Raw genomic sequence first — 16,163 nt, 5'->3', positions numbered from 1 at the left:
TGGGGTCAGAGGTATGCGCTTTCGTGTCCCGGACGCGCTGCAGCGCGCTTGCGCTGCTGCGCAGAGCCGGGACACATTGCTTCGTTCATCGCCAAATTTCGTTCATCGTGGGAAAGCTGGGCCCCGGCTCTGCGGCCGGGGCACGAGTTCCTCAAGCACACAGCTCGTAGGCGTCCTCGACCACGTACGGCCCACCGCCCGTCGATGCGCGTGAGGAGAACAGCACGAAGCGTTCGGCCATGAACGCCTTGCTCGGGAAATAGCCGCGCAGCGAGAGATAGTCGGCGACGTCGCGGTCGGAGGCGTCGTGCAGCCTCGCGAGCGTGACGTGCGGAATGTATTTGCGTCCTTCCGGGTCGAGGCCGATCCGCTGCATCATGCGCTCGAGCTCGGCCTGCAGCTCCATGAGCGGCTTGCTCGGCGCAATCGTGGCGACCACCGCGCGGGGCTTGCGGCCGCCGAAGCTGGTGAGCCCCTGCACCTTCACCTCGAACGGCTTGCGGTCGACGCGAAACAGCATCGATGCGATCTCGTTGGCGGAAGCGCCGTCGATATCGCCGATGAAGCGCAGGGTGACGTGATAATTTTCGGGATCGATCCAGCGGGCGCCGGGGAGGCCACCCCTCAAGTTGGAAAGCGACTGGCCGATCTCGGCCGGAATTTCCAGACCCGTGAACAAACGCGGCATCGTTTCGCACTCCCGATGCTTGGGTACGGTCCTCGAATAGCGAGAACCATATCCGAATTAGAGCCGGCGACGAATCACCGGTACCCCGATTCCTATCGCAGTTGTGTGACTCTGCGAAGCATGCCGCGCCTCACCCCGGTAAAACCCTGGGAATTCGGGCTAGCGTTGCCTGCTTTTCAACGCCGTTGCTCAGCGATCGTGCCAATGAATGCCTCCACCATGGGCATGATCCTGCCGACGATGATGTCGACGCCTGCAGCGGTTGGATGAATGCCGTCGGGCTGGTTGAGCTTGGCGTCGGCCGCGACGCCATCGAGGAAGAACGGATAGAGCGGCACGTCAAATGTCTTCGCCAAATCCGGATAAATCGAATTGAAGCGGGCGGCGTATTCGGCGCCGTAATTCGGCGGCGCCAGCATGCCGCAGAGCATGACTGGAATCTTTCGCGCCTTGAGCCGCTGGACGATGTCGGTCAGCGCGGCGCGCGTCACGTCGGGATCGATGCCGCGCAGCGCGTCGTTGGCGCCGAGCTCGACGATGACGCCGTCGGTTCCATCGGGCACCGACCAGTCGAGCCGGTCGCGGCCGCCCGAGGTGGTGTCGCCGGACACCCCGGCATTGGTCATGTCGACCTCTATGCCCTTGGCCTGCAAGGCTTTTTGAAGCTTTTGGGGGAATGCCTCCTGGGCCGGAAGGCCGAGGCCGGCGCTCAAGGAATCGCCTAGGACGACGAGCTTGACCGGTTTTGTCGCGCCCGCCCAAGCGGGGTCCGCCACCGTCATGACGGCGAGCATCAACACGGCTATGTGCATGAACAATCCGTAACGCCTCTCGACCCCGCGTGCGGACTTGCCATATGACCGGACCATGGACACTCGCATCGACCCCTCTTCGCTCGCCGCTACCGCCGCGGACACCATCGCCATTTCCAACGTCAACCTCTCATTGGGCACGGGCGCGGCACGCGTTCACATCCTCAAGGATATCAGCCTGCGGGTCGGCCGGAGCGAGACGATCGGCCTGATCGGCCCGTCAGGCTCGGGCAAATCCACGCTGCTGATGGTGATGGCGGGGCTGGAGCGTCCTGATAGCGGAGAGGTGGTGGTGAATGGCACGCCTTTCAATGCCCTCGACGAGGACGCGCTGGCGCGCTTCCGCGGCCGCCAGGTCGGCATCGTCTTCCAGTCCTTCCACCTGATCCCGACCATGACGGCGCTGGAGAACGTGGCGGTGCCGCTCGAGCTCGCCGGCAACCCCGATGCCGCCAAGCGCGCGGCAGAGGAGCTGCAATCGGTTGGGCTCGGCGACCGCCTGCATCATTATCCGACGCAGCTCTCCGGCGGCGAGCAGCAGCGCGTCGCGCTCGCCCGCGCGCTGGCGCCCGATCCCGCGATCCTCGTCGCCGACGAGCCGACCGGCAATCTCGACGAGACGACGGGTAAGCAGATCGTCGATCTCCTGTTCAGCAAGCACGCCGAGCGCGGCATGACCTTGGTGCTGGTGACGCACGATTCCTCGCTCGCGCATCGCTGCGACCGCGTCATCCGCCTGCGCTCCGGGCGCATCGACACGCAGTCCGCACCGGCATGAGCGCCGTGGCCGAATCGTTCGCGAAGCCGAACGCCGTCGCGCTGTCGCTGCGCTATGCCTTGCGCGAATTGCGTGGCGGCCTGCGCGGCTTCTACGTCTTCATCGCCTGCATCGCGCTCGGCGTGATGGCGATTGCGGGCGTCGGCTCGGTGTCCGCGAGCCTGAGCGACGGTCTCGCGCGCGAAGGCCGCACGCTGCTCGGCGGCGACGTCTCCTTCGTGCTGTTCCAGCGCGAGGCCAAGCCGGAAGAGGTCGCGTTCCTGCGCTCGCGCGGCACGGTCTCGACCGCCGCGACCTTGCGCGGCATGGCGCGCTCGGCTGACGGCAAGCTGGCGCTGGTCGAGATGAAGGCGGTCGATAACACCTATCCGATGCTGGGACAGCTGACGCTGGCGCCGCCCGTGCCGATGGCCGATTTGCTCGCGATGCGCGACGGCGCGTTCGGTGCCGCCGCCGATCCGACGCTGCTGGCGCGGCTTTCCCTCAAGACCGGCGACCGCGTCACGATCGGGGCCGCGACATTCCAGATCCGCTCCACCGTGGAGGCCGAGCCGGACAAGCTCGCCGGCGGCATCGGCTTCGGGCCGCGCTTTTTGATCAGCGAGGCGGCCTTGCGCGCCACCGGCCTGATCCAGCCCGGCAGCCTGGTGCGCTGGGTCTACCGGGTCAAGCTGCCGGAGGCTGCCAACAACGAGCGCGCCACCGAAGCCTTCATCGCGGATGCGCGGAGCGCCGCGCCGCAGGCCGGCTGGGAGATCCGCAGCCGCTCCAATGCCTCGCCGCAGCTCGAACGCAACATCAACCGCTTCACGCAATTCCTGACGCTGGTCGGGCTTGCTGCGCTACTGGTCGGCGGCGTCGGCGTCGCCAATGCCGTCAAGAGTCACATCGACCGCAAGCTCGAGGTGATCGCCGCCTTCAAGGCCGTCGGCGCCACCGGCCGGGACGTGTTCGGCATCTACCTGGCGCAAGTGGTCCTGCTGGCCGCAATCGGGTCCGTGATCGGCCTGGCGCTCGGCGCCGCGATGCCCTTTGCCATCGTTGGCCTGTTCGGCAAGCTGTTGCCGCTGCCGATGGTTCCGGCCGTGCATGCTGATGAGCTCGCGCTGTCTTTCGTCTACGGCCTCCTCACCGCGCTCGCCTTCGGCCTGCGGCCGCTTGGCCGCGTGCACGACGTGCCGGTGGCAGCCCTGTTCCGCGACACCATCAGCTCCGAATGGCACCGGCCGCGCGCGAGCTATCTCGTGTTCATGGCGATCGTGATCGCTCTTCTCATCGCGGTCGTGATCGGCCTGTCGTTCGACAGGCGCATCGCCGCGGTGTTCGTGGTTTCGTCGGTGGTCGTGTTCGCCTTGCTGCGCGGCATCGCCGCCCTGCTGATGGGAATCGCACGACGGCTGCCGCGGACGCGGCTGCCGATGCTGCGGCTTGCGATCGCCAACATCCACCGGCCGGGCGCGCTCACGCCGTCGGTCGTGCTGTCGCTGGGACTCGGGCTCGCCGTGCTCGTCACGATCACCCAGATCGACGGCAATCTGCGCCGGCAGTTCCTGGCCGCGCTTCCCGACCAGGCGCCGTCGTTCTTCTTCATCGACATTCCGAGCGCGCAGGCCGAGCAGTTCGACGCGTATTTGCGCCAGATCGCCCCTGGCGCCAGAATCGAGGACGTGCCGATGCTGCGCGGACGCATCGTCGCCGCGCGCGGGGTGCGCGCCGAGGAGCTCAAGCCGACCACGGATTCCGAATGGGTGCTGCAGAGCGACCGCGGCCTGACCTATACCGCTGAGCTGCCGAAGGGCTCCAAGGTGGTGGAGGGCGAATGGTGGCGTGCCGATTATTCCGGCCCGCCGCTGGTCTCCATGGAGAAGAAGATCGCCGACGGGCTCGGCCTCAAGCTCGGCGACGAGGTGGTGGTCAACGTGCTCGGCCGCGACATCCCGGCCAAGATCAGCAATTTACGCACGATCGACTGGCAGGGTCTCGGCATCAATTTCGTCCTGGTGTTCTCGCCCAACGCTTTCAAGGGCGCGCCCCATGCCCACATCGCGACACTGACGGAAGCGGGCGGAAAGGCGGCGGGCGACGGCAAGATCATCAAGGAGGTCGCCGACGCCTATCCGATGGTGACGAGCGTACGCGTGCGCGAGGTGATGGAGACGGTCGGCTCCGTGGTGACCAATCTGGCCCTGGCGATCCGCGGCGCCAGCGCCGTGACGCTGATCTCGGCGATTCTGGTGCTGGGCGGGGCGCTCGCCGCCGGCCACCGCCACCGGGTCTATGATGCGGTGATCCTGAAGACCCTGGGCGCGACGCGGCTGCGGCTGCTCGGCGCCTATGCCCTCGAATACCTGCTGATCGGCCTTGCCACCGCGGTGTTCGGGGTGATCGCGGGCAGCATAGCTGCCTGGATGATTGTGACGCGGCTGATGACGCTGAGCTTCGTCTGGCAGGCCGGCAGCGCCGCCGGCGTGGTCGCCGCCGCGCTGGTCGTCACCGTCGGGCTCGGGCTTGCCGGCACGCTGCTGGCATTGAACAAAAGGCCCGCCATGGTGTTGCGAAATTTGTGACAAAATGTAGCGGCGGATCGAGTCGGGCGGAATCACCCGGGTTTCGGCGATTAACCACGCTACCCGTCAGCTTCGCGTCAGGATTGCCGCCGAGGGCGACATTCAGCCGCGCGTGGAAGGTTGCGGCGAATGTGTTAGTTTCCCACATATCGGATGGGTTCGGAGTCCCGATTGTGAGCCAAAATTAAGTCGGCTGGCAGGGGTCTCCGAGATAGAATTTTGACGAACCGGCGGCATGGCGACCCTCATGCCGGACGGACCAACCAACGGGAATTCGACCATGTCGGACCTAGACCGTAACTACGCTTCTCCTTTCGGCAGGGCCGCCGGGCGTGTTGACGCCGCGACGGTCGATGCCGGCCTGCGCGCCTATATGCTGCGCATCTACAACTACATGACCATTGGCCTGGCCATCACCGGCCTGGCCGCGCTCGGCGTCTACATGGCCGCTGTGACCGACGTTCCGACGGCGGACGCCGTCCGCGTCGGCAAGCTGTTCCTGACGCCGTTCGGCTACGCCATGTTCGTCAGCCCCCTGAAGTGGCTGTTCATGCTGGCGCCGCTCGCGATGGTGTTCGTGATCTCGGCGGGTATCAACCGTCTGGCCCCCTCGACCGCCCAGATCCTGTTCTGGGTGTTCTCGGCGCTGATGGGCATCTCGCTGTCATCGATCTTCCTGGTGTTCACGCACACCTCGATCGTGCGGGTGTTCTTCATCACCGCGGCCACCTTCGGTGCGTTGAGCCTCTACGGCTACACCACCAAGCGTGACCTGACCGGGATGGGCTCGTTCCTGTTCATGGGCCTGATTGGCATCATTCTCGCCAGCCTGGTGAACCTGTTCCTGGCCAGCTCGATACTGCAGTTCATCGTGTCGGTGGTCGGCGTGCTGGTGTTCTCGGGCCTCACCGCCTGGGACACCCAGCGGCTGAAGAACGACTACATCTACGGCTATGCCTCGGCCGGCGGTGACATCGCAGAGCGTTCGGCCATCACCGGCGCACTGTCGCTGTACCTGAACTTCATCAACCTGTTCACGCTGCTGCTGCAGCTCCTCGGCCAGCGCGAGTAGGCGACAGGCCCGAGCGAACGACACGGACCCCGGCCGAAAGGCCGGGGTTTTTGTTTGGGGGTACGGCCTCTCCCCCGTCATTGCGAGGTGCCCTTGCGACGAAGCAGTCCAGAGTCCCTCCGCGGATGCATTTCTGGATTGCTTCGCTGCACCCGCAATGACCGGTGTGGAGGCAGCGCAGCCTCTTCCGGCCTCCGAGGGAACGCTCTAATCTTCCCCCATGTCCGAACCCGATATCAGGCCCACCATCGAGGCCGACCTCCCCGCCATCACCGCCATCTACCAGCAGGCCGTCCGCGAGGGCACGGCGACGTTCGAGCTGGAGCCGCCCGACCTTGCGGAAATGACGCGCCGCTATCGCGCGCTGATCGACGGCGGCTACCCCTATTTCCTCGCCATGCTGGACGGGCGCGTGGCCGGCTATGCCTATGCCGGCGCCTACCGGCCGCGGCCAGCCTATCGCTTCACGGTGGAGAACTCGATCTATCTCGATCCCTCTTTCCACCGCCGCGGCGTCGGCTCAAAGCTGCTGGAACGGCTGATCGTCGAATGCGAAGCGCGCGGCTTCCGCCAGATGATCGCGGTGATCGGCGATTCCGCCAATGCCGGATCGATCGGCGTGCACACGAGGTGCGGTTTCAAGATGATCGGCACGCATCCCAATGTCGGGCTGAAATTCGGCCGCTGGCTGGACACCGTGATGATGCAACGCGAGCTCGGCGAGGGCGCAAGCACTGTGCCGGGGAAGTAGCCGTCGTACCGTCATTCCGGGGCGATGCGCGGCATCGAACTCGGAATCTCGAGCCGCATCATACGCTCACAATCTCTGGATTCCGGGTTCGCGCTTAGCGCGCCCCGGAATGACGGCCGAAGGTCGTCACACCACCGCCAATTTCCGATCGATCACCAGCAGCACCCGCTCGAGCTCGTGGCCGCGGCGCAGGATCAGGCCGGTCGCCGAGATCACGCTGTACATGCCCTGTTTGCGCGCGAGGCGCGGGTCCTTCTCGATGCGATAGATCGGCACTTCAGAGGCGCGGCGATAGACCGAGAACACGGCGCGGTCCTTCAGGAAGTCAATGGCATAGTCGCGCCATTCGCCGTCGGCGACCATGCGGCCGTAGAGATTGAGAATCCGGTGCAGCTCAAGCCGGTTGAACGTCACCCGGTTCGGCGGCGCATACGCCGCGGCGGGGCGCGCCGCCGCGCGCTGCTCGCTCGGATCGGCATCCTCCGACGTCAGACTCATGGGAAGCGCCTCCTCATCGCACGGCTATGACCCGCGTCCGCGAAGACCGGAACCGCGTTCATGACAATTGCATGATTGCGCCAACCGTTCCGCATCGCAAGGGGGCTCAACCCATCGAATCGACAGCGCATCAGGGCACACGCCAGAGTGGAACTCTGTCGCGGCAAACCGTCACGGGATCGTTAGCAGGAATCATAGTATCGCCGCTTTTCCGCCAACCGCCTGCCGCCCTGCACTGCGAAAAGGGTGACGTGCGTTGACCCGGTCCTTTCGGTTCCGGATTCCTCAGCCCCCAGCCCCCCGGGGTCGAACAGGATCGGGTCTGTACGCGCGACAAGGAGGGCCAACGCAAGTTGGTCCTTTTTTGTTTGCGTCGGGATGTTTCCGGCGCGACCGACGCTCTCTCCCAAACATCCGCGGAAAGACTGTTTCCCCTCATCCTGAGGAGCGCGCTCTTCGCGCGCGTCTCGAAGGATGAAAGGCCGCCGGTGCGGGCCTTTCATGGTTCGAGACGGCGCTGACGCGCCTCCTCACCATGCGGAGTTAAATCGGGCCTGGAGATGAAGCGAAATTCGAATCAATGCAGCGACGTATACGCCGCACCTAACATCGGGCCTGGTCGCTCGCGGCTGCCGTCCTGGATGTAGACCACCGCGCCGTCGACGCCGTCGCGCGTGAGGTTCTCGATCGGCACCGTCCAGCTCTCCGGACGGCCGGTCCAGTCGCCGACCTTGAGCAGGTTGCGCACCACGTTGTGATAGGTGACCTGCTGTCCGCGGTTCTCGCCGCGGGTGATCGCGATCGGCACCGACTTGGCGATCGAGCAGATCCAGACCTCGCCGCGCGAGACCGTGGGCTCCTTGCTTGCTGCCACCGACACGTTGATCTGCTTGCCCGAGAGCGACATCGTCACCGGCACGCTCATCACGCCCGTGCCCTTGTCGGTCTTGCCGATCGCGTTCTCGATGCCGGCACGATCGCTACCGATGACATGCGTGGAGCCGTTGACCACGACCTGCGGCGTGTAGACCTCGCGGTCGCCGCGCATGCGCGAATAGGCACGCTGCCGTGCAGAGAAGCGCGAGTCCGCCAGCGTGTCCTTCCAGCCGAGATAATCCCAATAATCAATCGGCATGCTCAGCGCGATGACGGAGGGATCTTTGGAGAGATCACCGATGATCTGGTCGGCGGGCGGGCAGGAGGAGCAGCCCTGCGAGGTGAACAATTCGACGACGGCGCGGGGTTCAGCCTGGGCAGGACGAATGACGGCGATGATCGCACATATGCCGAGAGCTCCCGACCAGAGGGCACCGGACCAACGTGGAATCAGATGGGAAGCCGTCATTGTCGTCATGTCGAACGCCGCACACCGTTACTGTTGGAGGGAAATCTTATCGCCGGATGGTCACCGTAGTCTTACGGGGCGCGGTACATTCATCCATCCGGGCAACCGTCCAAAGGGAGGTTTTCCGCCGGGCGGGCCCATCTGAAGCGTACCGCAAACGCGCGAAGGCGGCCTTTGATAGGCCGCCTTCGTTAAGGCTTCTACTCACTTCGCAGTGAGCCATCGTTCACAAATCCGCGCTTACGCCGCGAGCTTGCGCAGCACGTAATGCAGGATGCCGCCGTTGCGGTAGTAGTCGAGTTCGTCCAGCGTATCGATGCGGCAGAGCAGCGAAACGCGCTGCAGCGAACCGTCGCCGGAGACGATCTCCGCGGTCAGCTTCTGGCGCGGCTTGAGGTCGCCGACGAGGCCGCGGATGGTCACCTTCTCGTCACCCTTCAGCCCCAGCGACTGCCAGGAGGTGCCTTCCTCGAAGGTCAGCGGCAGCACGCCCATGCCGACCAGGTTGGAGCGGTGGATGCGCTCGAAGCTCTGGCAGATCACGGCGCGCACGCCGAGCAGGCGCGTGCCCTTGGCGGCCCAGTCGCGCGAGGAGCCGTTGCCGTACTCGGCCCCGGCGAACACCACCAGCGGCACCTTCTCTTCCTGGTACTTCATCGCGGCGTCGTAGATCGACATCTGCTCGCCGTCGGGCCAGTGCTTGGTCAGGCCGCCCTCGGGGATGTTGCCGTCCGCGCCCTTCAGCATGAAGTTCTTGATGCGGATGTTGGCGAAGGTGCCGCGCATCATGACTTCATGGTTGCCGCGGCGCGTGCCGTACTGGTTGAAGTCGGCGGGGCGCACCTGGTGCTCGCTGAGATACTTGCCGGCGGGCGAGGTGAGCTTGATCGAGCCGGCCGGCGAGATGTGGTCGGTGGTGATCTTGTCGCCGAACATGGCGAGGATGCGCGCCTCGACGATGTCGGTGACCGGCTCCGGCTCCTTCTTCATGCCTTCGAAGTAGGGCGGGTTCTGCACATAGGTCGAAGACATGTTCCAGCGATAGGTCTCGCTCTCGACCGTCTTGATCTTGCGCCAGTTGGTGTCGCCCTTGAACACGTCGGCATACTTCTTCTTGAAGATCGACGCGGTCACGAACTTCTTCATGAAGGCGTTGATCTCCTTGGTCGTCGGCCAGATGTCCTTCAGGTACACCGGCTTGCCGTCCTTGCCCTCGCCGAGCGGCTCGGTGGCGAGGTTCTTGGTGACGCTGCCCGCGAGCGCGTAGGCGACGACCAGCGGCGGCGAGGCCAGGTAGTTCGCCTGCACGTCCGGCGAGACGCGGCCTTCGAAGTTGCGGTTGCCGGAGAGCACGGCGGCCGCGACGACGCCGTTGTCGTTGATCGCCTTCGAGATCTCCTCAGGCAGCGGACCGGAATTGCCGATGCAGGTGGTGCAGCCGAAGCCGACAAGGTTGAAGCCGACCTTGTCGAGATCGGGCTGCAGACCGGAATTGGCGAGATATTCCGCGACCACTTGGCTGCCCGGGGCGAGCGAGGTCTTCACCCACGGCTTGGCCTTGAGGCCCTTGGCAGCCGCATTGCGCGCGAGCAGGCCGGCGCCGATGAGAACGCTCGGGTTCGAGGTGTTGGTGCAGGAGGTGATCGCGGCGATCACGACGTCGCCATGGCCGATGTCGAAGTTCTTGCCTTCGACGGGGAAGCGCTTGGCCGGCTCCTCGGCCTTCTTGTATTCGCTGGCGAGCGCGAGCGAGAAACCGTCCGCGACGGTCGGCAGCGCGATGCGGCCTTCGGGACGCTTCGGGCCGGCCATCGACGGCACGACGTCGCCGAGGTCGAGCGTCAGCGTTTCCGTGAACACGGGGTCGGGCGACTTGGCGGTGCGGAACAGGCCCTGGGCCTTGGCATAGGCCTGCACCAGCGCGACGCGCGCCGCGGCGCGGCCGGAGGTCTTGAGATAATCGAGCGCGGCGGCATCGACCGGGAAGAAGCCGCAGGTCGCGCCGTATTCGGGCGCCATGTTGGCGATCGTCGCCTTGTCGGCGACCGAGAGGTGGTCGAGGCCGGGGCCGAAGAACTCGACGAACTTGCCGACGACGCCGAGCTTGCGCAGCATCTGCGTCACGGTCAGCACGAGGTCGGTCGCGGTGACGCCTTCCTTCAGCGCGCCCTTCAGCTTGAAGCCGACGACGTTGGGCAGCAGCATCGACAGCGGCTGGCCGAGCATGCAGGCTTCCGCCTCGATGCCGCCGACGCCCCAGCCGAGCACGGCAAGACCGTTGACCATGGTGGTGTGCGAGTCGGTGCCGACCAGCGAATCGGGATAGGCCACCTCGAAGGTGCCGGTCTTCTTGCCGACCGTCATCTTTTCCTTCTTGGTCCAGACGGTCTGGGCCAGATATTCGAGATTGACCTGGTGGCAGATGCCGGTGCCGGGCGGCACGACGGAGAAGTTCGAGAAGGCCTTCTGGCCCCACTTCAGGAACTCGTAGCGCTCCTGGTTCTGCTTGTATTCTTCGGTGACGTTCTTGCCGAAAGCCTTGTTGTCGCCGAAGAAGTTCACGATCACGGAATGGTCGATGACGAGATCGACGGGCACCAGCGGGTTGATCTTCTCGGGCTCGCCGCCGAGCTTCTGCATCGCGTTGCGCATCGCGGCGAGGTCGACCACTGCGGGCACGCCGGTGAAGTCCTGCATCAACACCCGCGCCGGGCGGAAGGCGATCTCATGCTCCAGCGACTTCTTGCGCAGCCATTTCGACACCGCGACGATGTCTTCCTTCTTGACCGAGCGGCCGTCCTCGTTGCGCAGCAGATTCTCGAGCAGGACCTTCATCGAATAGGGAAGTTTGGAAATTCCCTTCAGACCATTCTTCTCGGCGGTAGGCAGGCTGTAATAGACATAGGTCTTGGCGCCGACCTTGAGGGTCTTTTTGCATTTGAAGCTGTCGAGCGAGGTCATGTAGGAGATCCCAATTGTTAGTTATACCCGGCAGGGTATTTTAACACCGTCAGCGTATCAGGCTGGGCCGCTTGCAGGGGCAGGTTGAGTTGCTGCATCAAGTAGTTCCGGGCTTATAGAAGCTTTCTAACCGCGCCGCCACAGCCTCTGTCGTGCCGCAGCAATTCGCGAGCCAAAAATTCCCATGCGCTACCCCAAGATTTCCTGAGGCCCGGCTGTGAGCGGACTGAACCAAGGCGACATGCGGCTGTCAGGTCACGGGCTGAGATGCGTGCGGGGCGGCCGCGAGGTGTTCGCCGGGCTCGATTTCGCGGCCGGCTCGGGCGAGGCCGTCGCGGTCGTCGGCCGCAATGGATCGGGCAAGACCTCGCTGCTGCGGCTGATCGCAGGCCTGCTCGTTCCCGCCGACGGATCGATCACGCTGGAGGGGGGCCATAGTGAGCTGACCCTGCCGGAGCAGTGCCACTATCTCGGCCATCGCGATGCCCTGAAGCCGGCGCTGAGCGTGGCCGAAAATCTGACGTTTTGGGCTGATTTTCTCGGCGGGGAGCGTTTCGATGCGGCCGAGAGCCTCGCCAAGGTGGGGCTCGACCACGCCATCCATCTGCCCGCCGGATTCCTGTCCGCGGGACAGCGCCGCCGGCTCTCGTTGGCCCGGCTGCTGACCATCCGCCGCCCGGTCTGGCTCCTGGATGAGCCGACCAATGCGCTGGACGTGGCCGGTCAGGACATGTTCGCCGGCCTGATGCGTGAGCATCTGGCCGCCGGCGGCGTGATCGTCGCGGCGACGCATGCCCCACTCGGGATCGAATCGCGGGAGCTGCGGATCGGGGGTGTGGCGTGATTCCGATGCACCCTCAGCTTTCCGAGCGGCTAGGCCCTGCTCTCACCGTTCCCTCCCCCCTTGCGGGGGAGGGTCAGGGAGGGGGGTGCCACACGACGCGGCTTCTCGGCTCTGACGTTCGAGCAGCGGGTGCTCTGTTGCTGGAGGCTCGCGCCCAGCGGGCATCTCGCCCGGGGCTACCCCCCTCCCCTGCCCTCCCCCACAAGGGGGGAGGGAGTGCAGTGTGGCTGTGGCCGGCGGCGACTGTTTTCCCAACCGCTGGAAGCCCTCCATGACCGCCCTCGCCGCCCTCATCCGCCGCGACATTCGCATTGCGCTTCGCGTCGGCGGCGGGGCGCTGATCGGGGTCTTGTTCTTCCTGACCGTGGTGGTGCTGATGCCGTTCGCGGTCGGGCCGGATCTGGCGCTGCTGTCGCGGCTGGGCCCGGCCATTCTCTGGCTCGGCGCCCTGCTGGCGAGCCTGCTGACCCTCGACCGGCTGTTCATGGCTGACCATGAGGACGGCTCGCTCGACCTGATCACGATGAGCCGGACGCCGCTGGAACTCGCCTGCGCCGCCAAGGCGCTGGCGCATTGGCTCGCCGCCGGCCTGCCGCTGATTGTCGCAACCCCCGTGCTCGGACTATTGCTCAACCTCGATATGGTCGCCACGGCCGCGGTGGCGCTGACGCTGCTGGCGGGCACCCCGGCGCTGACCTTCACCGGCATGATCGGCGCGGCGCTGGCGGTGACACTGCATCGCGGCGGGCTGTTGATGGCGGTGCTGGTGCTGCCGCTGTCGATTCCCGTGCTGATTTTCGGCGTTGCGGCCTCGCAGGCGGTGATCGTCGGTCCGATGACCTTCGGCGCGCCATTCTCGATCCTGTGCGCGCTGTCCCTGGTCAGCCTCGTGATCGGCCCGTTCGCGGCCGCAGCGAGCCTGCGCCATGGTCTCGATTGAGACGGACTGGACCCGCCTTGACCCCGATCAACTTTCGCGACGGACTTTCGTGCTGATTGCCTGAGCGGCCCCCGGTGATTATCAGGATACCATGACGCTGATCGACCTCGCCAACCCCACGCGGTTCCTCGCGCTGACAGCGCGGGTGTTGCCGTGGCTGGCGGCCGCGACAATCATCCTGCTCACGATCGGTCTCTATCAAGCTGCGCTCGCGCCCGACGATTATCAGCAGGGCGCGACCGTCAAGATCATGTTCATCCACGTGCCCAATGCCTGGCTGTCGATGTTCGTGTGGGGCGTGATGAGCATCGCATCATTGGGCACACTGGTGTGGCGGCATCCGCTCGCCGACGTCGCCGCCAAGGCCGCAGCGCCGATCGGCGCCGCCTTCACCTTCCTCGCGCTGCTCACGGGCTCGCTCTGGGGGCGGCCGATGTGGGGCACCTATTGGGAATGGGACGCGCGGCTGACCTCGGTGCTGATCCTGTTCCTGATGTATCTCGGCCTGATGGCGCTGTGGCGCGCGGTCGACGATCCCTCGCGTGCGGCGCGCGCTGCCGCAGTGCTGACGCTGGTCGGCGCGATCAACCTGCCGATCATCAAGTTCTCGGTGGATTGGTGGAACACGCTGCACCAGCCCGCCTCGGTGATGCGCATGGGCGGCTCGGCGCTGGACAAGTCATTCCTGATTCCGCTGCTGGTGATGGCGGTCGCATTCACGCTGCTGTTCGTCACGCTGCACCTGGCCGCGATGCGCAACGAGATCTTGCGCCGCCGTGTCCGCTCGCTGCAGATGATGCAGGCCAGTCGCATCGCGTTTTCGAGCGAAGTGGCCGTCGGTTCGCGTGAAGACAACGCGTCAAAAGAAGCTGGGGCTGCATGACGATGTCGCTCGGTCCTTACGCCTCTTTCATCGTGACGTCTTACGCAGCTGCCGCCCTCGTGGTCGCCATCCTGATCGGCTGGGTCATGCTTGATCATCGCAGCCAGACACAGCGCCTGCGCGAGCTGGAGCAGCGCGGCATCACCCGCCGGTCGGGCCGCAGCGCGACGGATCCGCGATGAGCGATCAACCTGCCTCCGCTCCGCCGCAACGCCGCACCTTCCTGATGGTGCTGCCGCTGATCGCCTTCATCGCCCTTGCGCTTCTATTCTGGTTCCGGCTTGGCAGCGGCGATCCTTCGCGGATTCCCTCGGCGCTGATCGGCCGGCCCGCACCGCAGACCGTGCTGCCGCCGCTCCAGGGATTGCAGGACAACGGCACGCAGGTGCCGGGTCTCGATCCCGCCGCCTTCAGCGGCAAGGTCAGCCTCGTCAACGTCTGGGCGTCCTGGTGCGTGCCGTGCCACGACGAGGCGCCGCTCCTGACCGAGCTCGCCAAGGACAAGCGCTTCCAGCTGGTCGGCATCAACTACAAGGACGCCGCCGACAATGCGCGGCGCTTCCTCGGCCGCTACGGCAACCCGTTCGGCCACGTCGGCGTGGACGCCAACGGCCGCGCCTCGATCGAATGGGGCGTCTACGGCGTGCCGGAGACCTTTGTCGTCGGGCGCGAGGGCACCATCGTCTACAAGCTGGTCGGTCCGATCACGCCGCAAAATCTCAAGGCCGTGCTGATGCCGGAGCTGGAGAAGGCGCTGAAGGCAGGAAGCTGACCTGCTGCGCACGAGCCGCGCCACGGAGCGAATTCACGAAGCGCCGTCGCGACGATTGGTCGTGTCGGCGTGACCTGCGAGCAAGCCGGCGACGACATCCCAGCCCTTCCCGAACATATGGCCGACCTTGTGGCCGAAGGAATCGTCCGGGCGCAGCCGCGGCGATTCCAGAATGTGCGTCAAGTGGCGGTGATCGCCGGGAATGCTGCTGATCTCCGCGGCGACGGCGGCCTGGACTTCCGTCATGAGGTCATCCAGGCGCCGCGCCCAGCCCGAGCCTTTGAGCTCGATCTGAGCTCTCAGCGCCTGCTCGATCCGGTAGATCTCGCCAACGATCTCCTTGGCTCGCACCGGACGGTTGTTCCTGAGCGCAAAGAGCAAGAGGTGATGGTTCTCCTCGATCTGATCGAGCACCATCGACACCGCAATCGCAAAGGGGCCCGCCGCGATCCGCGCCGCAGCCCGGTCGTCGGCCGGAGCGATCGCGACGGACAGCAGCTCCCAGGGGATTTCCAGATGCTTTGCCAGGATCGTGAGCGCGAACGGCAGGGCATCGGCACGCTTGGCCCTCAGCGTGCTCAACTGGCCGAGGACCTTGTCGAGGCTGGCGCCCTCGAGCCGGGCGATCTTCGGTGCAAGCGCACGGCCGAAATCGTCGAGCTCCCGCTGCATGTCGAGGTAGCGCAGCATCTTCTTCAGGTCGTCGAACGTCGCATGCGAGCTGGTATAGGCCATCAGCCCATCGCGAATGCGGGCTGCGCCCTCGGCGGACCCCAGCTGGCCGTTGAGCGAGGTCAGGACCTTCTTCTGGAAGGCTTGGGCCATCTGCCGCGCCTCGGCCTGCTTGTCGGCAGAGATGACCTTGGTCGCATTGGCGATGTAGTCGGCAGCCATGCTGCGCAGCAATTGCTCCGTCACGAGGCTCCAGATCGGCGCGAGTGATCCACGGGCGATCTGCCCGCTATTGGCGCGCTCCGGAGCGCTGTCCACCAGGACCGGCTCGAGCGGCTCGAAGAAGTAGCGTGACGGATTTCCGACGCGATAGTGATTTTGGCCGGTGTTGCGAAACTCGGCACGCAGCGCCGCGATCAATGGCTCGGAATGCGGAATGTCCTCGCCGAGGAGATGCAGCCGCTCCAGCTCGGCAAGCAGGCGGCGCCGGACCTGCGGCGCGAGTTGCCGGAGATACTGAATCAGGTGTTCAGCGGTCTGGTCCTGTCTTGCGCTCACCACCGGGCCCTCCGGCGAGCCA

At 65.5% G+C, this 16,163-nt stretch carries 15 protein-coding genes; 9 read left to right on the top strand and 6 right to left on the bottom strand.

The window, feature by feature from the left end:
* Positions 1 to 151 precede the first annotated feature (151 nt).
* A complete protein-coding gene (gene thpR, locus HZZ16_RS14220; RefSeq protein ID WP_197949068.1) occupies positions 152 to 688 on the bottom strand; it encodes an RNA 2',3'-cyclic phosphodiesterase in 537 nt (178 codons plus the stop codon).
* A gap of 176 nt (positions 689 to 864) precedes the next feature.
* Positions 865 to 1,500, bottom strand: coding sequence for an arylesterase (locus HZZ16_RS14215; RefSeq protein WP_197949275.1), 636 nt, complete (start codon positions 1,498 to 1,500; stop codon positions 865 to 867).
* A 55-nt stretch (positions 1,501 to 1,555) separates the two neighbouring features.
* On the opposite strand from HZZ16_RS14215, the gene HZZ16_RS14210 reads away from it, so the two are divergent.
* The 4 genes from HZZ16_RS14210 (at position 1,556) to HZZ16_RS14195 (ending at position 6,668) form a co-directional block, all read left to right on the top strand.
* Positions 1,556 to 2,278 carry an ABC transporter ATP-binding protein gene (locus HZZ16_RS14210; protein ID WP_197949067.1) on the top strand — a complete coding sequence of 241 codons (723 nt, stop codon included), beginning with the start codon at positions 1,556 to 1,558 and terminating at the stop codon, positions 2,276 to 2,278.
* Positions 2,275 to 4,845 carry an ABC transporter permease gene (locus tag HZZ16_RS14205; protein WP_197949066.1) on the top strand — a complete coding sequence of 857 codons (2,571 nt, stop codon included), beginning with the start codon at positions 2,275 to 2,277 and terminating at the stop codon, positions 4,843 to 4,845. The genes HZZ16_RS14210 and HZZ16_RS14205 overlap by 4 nt, the downstream gene beginning before the upstream one ends.
* A gap of 280 nt (positions 4,846 to 5,125) precedes the next feature.
* A complete protein-coding gene (locus HZZ16_RS14200) occupies positions 5,126 to 5,917 on the top strand; it encodes a Bax inhibitor-1/YccA family protein (RefSeq protein WP_197949065.1) in 792 nt (263 codons plus the stop codon).
* Positions 5,918 to 6,137: 220 nt separating this feature from the next.
* Entirely contained in the window at positions 6,138 to 6,668 is a 531-nt protein-coding gene (locus tag HZZ16_RS14195; RefSeq protein WP_197949064.1) for a GNAT family N-acetyltransferase, read from the top strand.
* Positions 6,669 to 6,794: 126 nt separating this feature from the next.
* Here HZZ16_RS14195 and HZZ16_RS14190 read toward each other — a convergent pair whose 3' ends face one another.
* The 3 genes from HZZ16_RS14190 to acnA form a co-directional block, all read right to left on the bottom strand.
* Positions 6,795 to 7,166 (bottom strand): DUF2794 domain-containing protein, encoded by a 372-nt coding sequence (locus HZZ16_RS14190; RefSeq protein ID WP_197949063.1) that lies wholly within the window; start codon positions 7,164 to 7,166, stop codon positions 6,795 to 6,797.
* Between the two features lie 577 nt (positions 7,167 to 7,743).
* Entirely contained in the window at positions 7,744 to 8,520 is a 777-nt protein-coding gene (locus HZZ16_RS14185) for a DUF1223 domain-containing protein (RefSeq protein WP_197949062.1), read from the bottom strand.
* 231 nt (positions 8,521 to 8,751) lie between these two features.
* Positions 8,752 to 11,472 (bottom strand): aconitate hydratase AcnA, encoded by a 2,721-nt coding sequence (gene acnA, locus HZZ16_RS14180; RefSeq protein WP_197949061.1) that lies wholly within the window; start codon positions 11,470 to 11,472, stop codon positions 8,752 to 8,754.
* Positions 11,473 to 11,713: 241 nt separating this feature from the next.
* Between acnA and ccmA the strand changes: the two genes are divergently transcribed.
* From ccmA to HZZ16_RS14155, 5 genes are all read left to right on the top strand, one after another.
* Positions 11,714 to 12,316, top strand: a complete 603-nt coding sequence (ccmA, locus tag HZZ16_RS14175) for a heme ABC exporter ATP-binding protein CcmA (RefSeq protein WP_197949274.1) — start codon at positions 11,714 to 11,716, stop codon at positions 12,314 to 12,316.
* A 271-nt stretch (positions 12,317 to 12,587) separates the two neighbouring features.
* Positions 12,588 to 13,256 carry a heme exporter protein CcmB gene (gene ccmB, locus HZZ16_RS14170; RefSeq protein ID WP_172789706.1) on the top strand — a complete coding sequence of 223 codons (669 nt, stop codon included), beginning with the start codon at positions 12,588 to 12,590 and terminating at the stop codon, positions 13,254 to 13,256.
* 91 nt (positions 13,257 to 13,347) lie between these two features.
* Complete coding sequence (locus HZZ16_RS14165; RefSeq protein ID WP_197949060.1) at positions 13,348 to 14,139, top strand: heme ABC transporter permease; 792 nt, start codon at positions 13,348 to 13,350, stop codon at positions 14,137 to 14,139.
* Positions 14,136 to 14,321 carry a heme exporter protein CcmD gene (gene ccmD / locus HZZ16_RS14160; protein ID WP_197949059.1) on the top strand — a complete coding sequence of 62 codons (186 nt, stop codon included), beginning with the start codon at positions 14,136 to 14,138 and terminating at the stop codon, positions 14,319 to 14,321. Before HZZ16_RS14165 ends, ccmD begins: the two co-directional genes overlap by 4 nt.
* Entirely contained in the window at positions 14,318 to 14,911 is a 594-nt protein-coding gene (locus tag HZZ16_RS14155) for a DsbE family thiol:disulfide interchange protein (protein ID WP_197949058.1), read from the top strand. Before ccmD ends, HZZ16_RS14155 begins: the two co-directional genes overlap by 4 nt.
* A gap of 33 nt (positions 14,912 to 14,944) precedes the next feature.
* Here HZZ16_RS14155 and HZZ16_RS14150 read toward each other — a convergent pair whose 3' ends face one another.
* Positions 14,945 to 16,141 (bottom strand): hypothetical protein, encoded by a 1,197-nt coding sequence (locus HZZ16_RS14150; RefSeq protein ID WP_197949057.1) that lies wholly within the window; start codon positions 16,139 to 16,141, stop codon positions 14,945 to 14,947.
* Between the last annotated feature and the right edge of the window lie 22 nt (positions 16,142 to 16,163).

The organism is Bradyrhizobium glycinis, assembly GCF_016031655.1.
In the GTDB taxonomy this organism is placed as follows: Bacteria; Pseudomonadota; Alphaproteobacteria; order Rhizobiales; family Xanthobacteraceae; genus Bradyrhizobium; species Bradyrhizobium glycinis.
The sequence above is the reverse complement of the archived record's forward strand: the minus strand, read 5'-3'. Positions and strand labels throughout refer to the sequence as shown.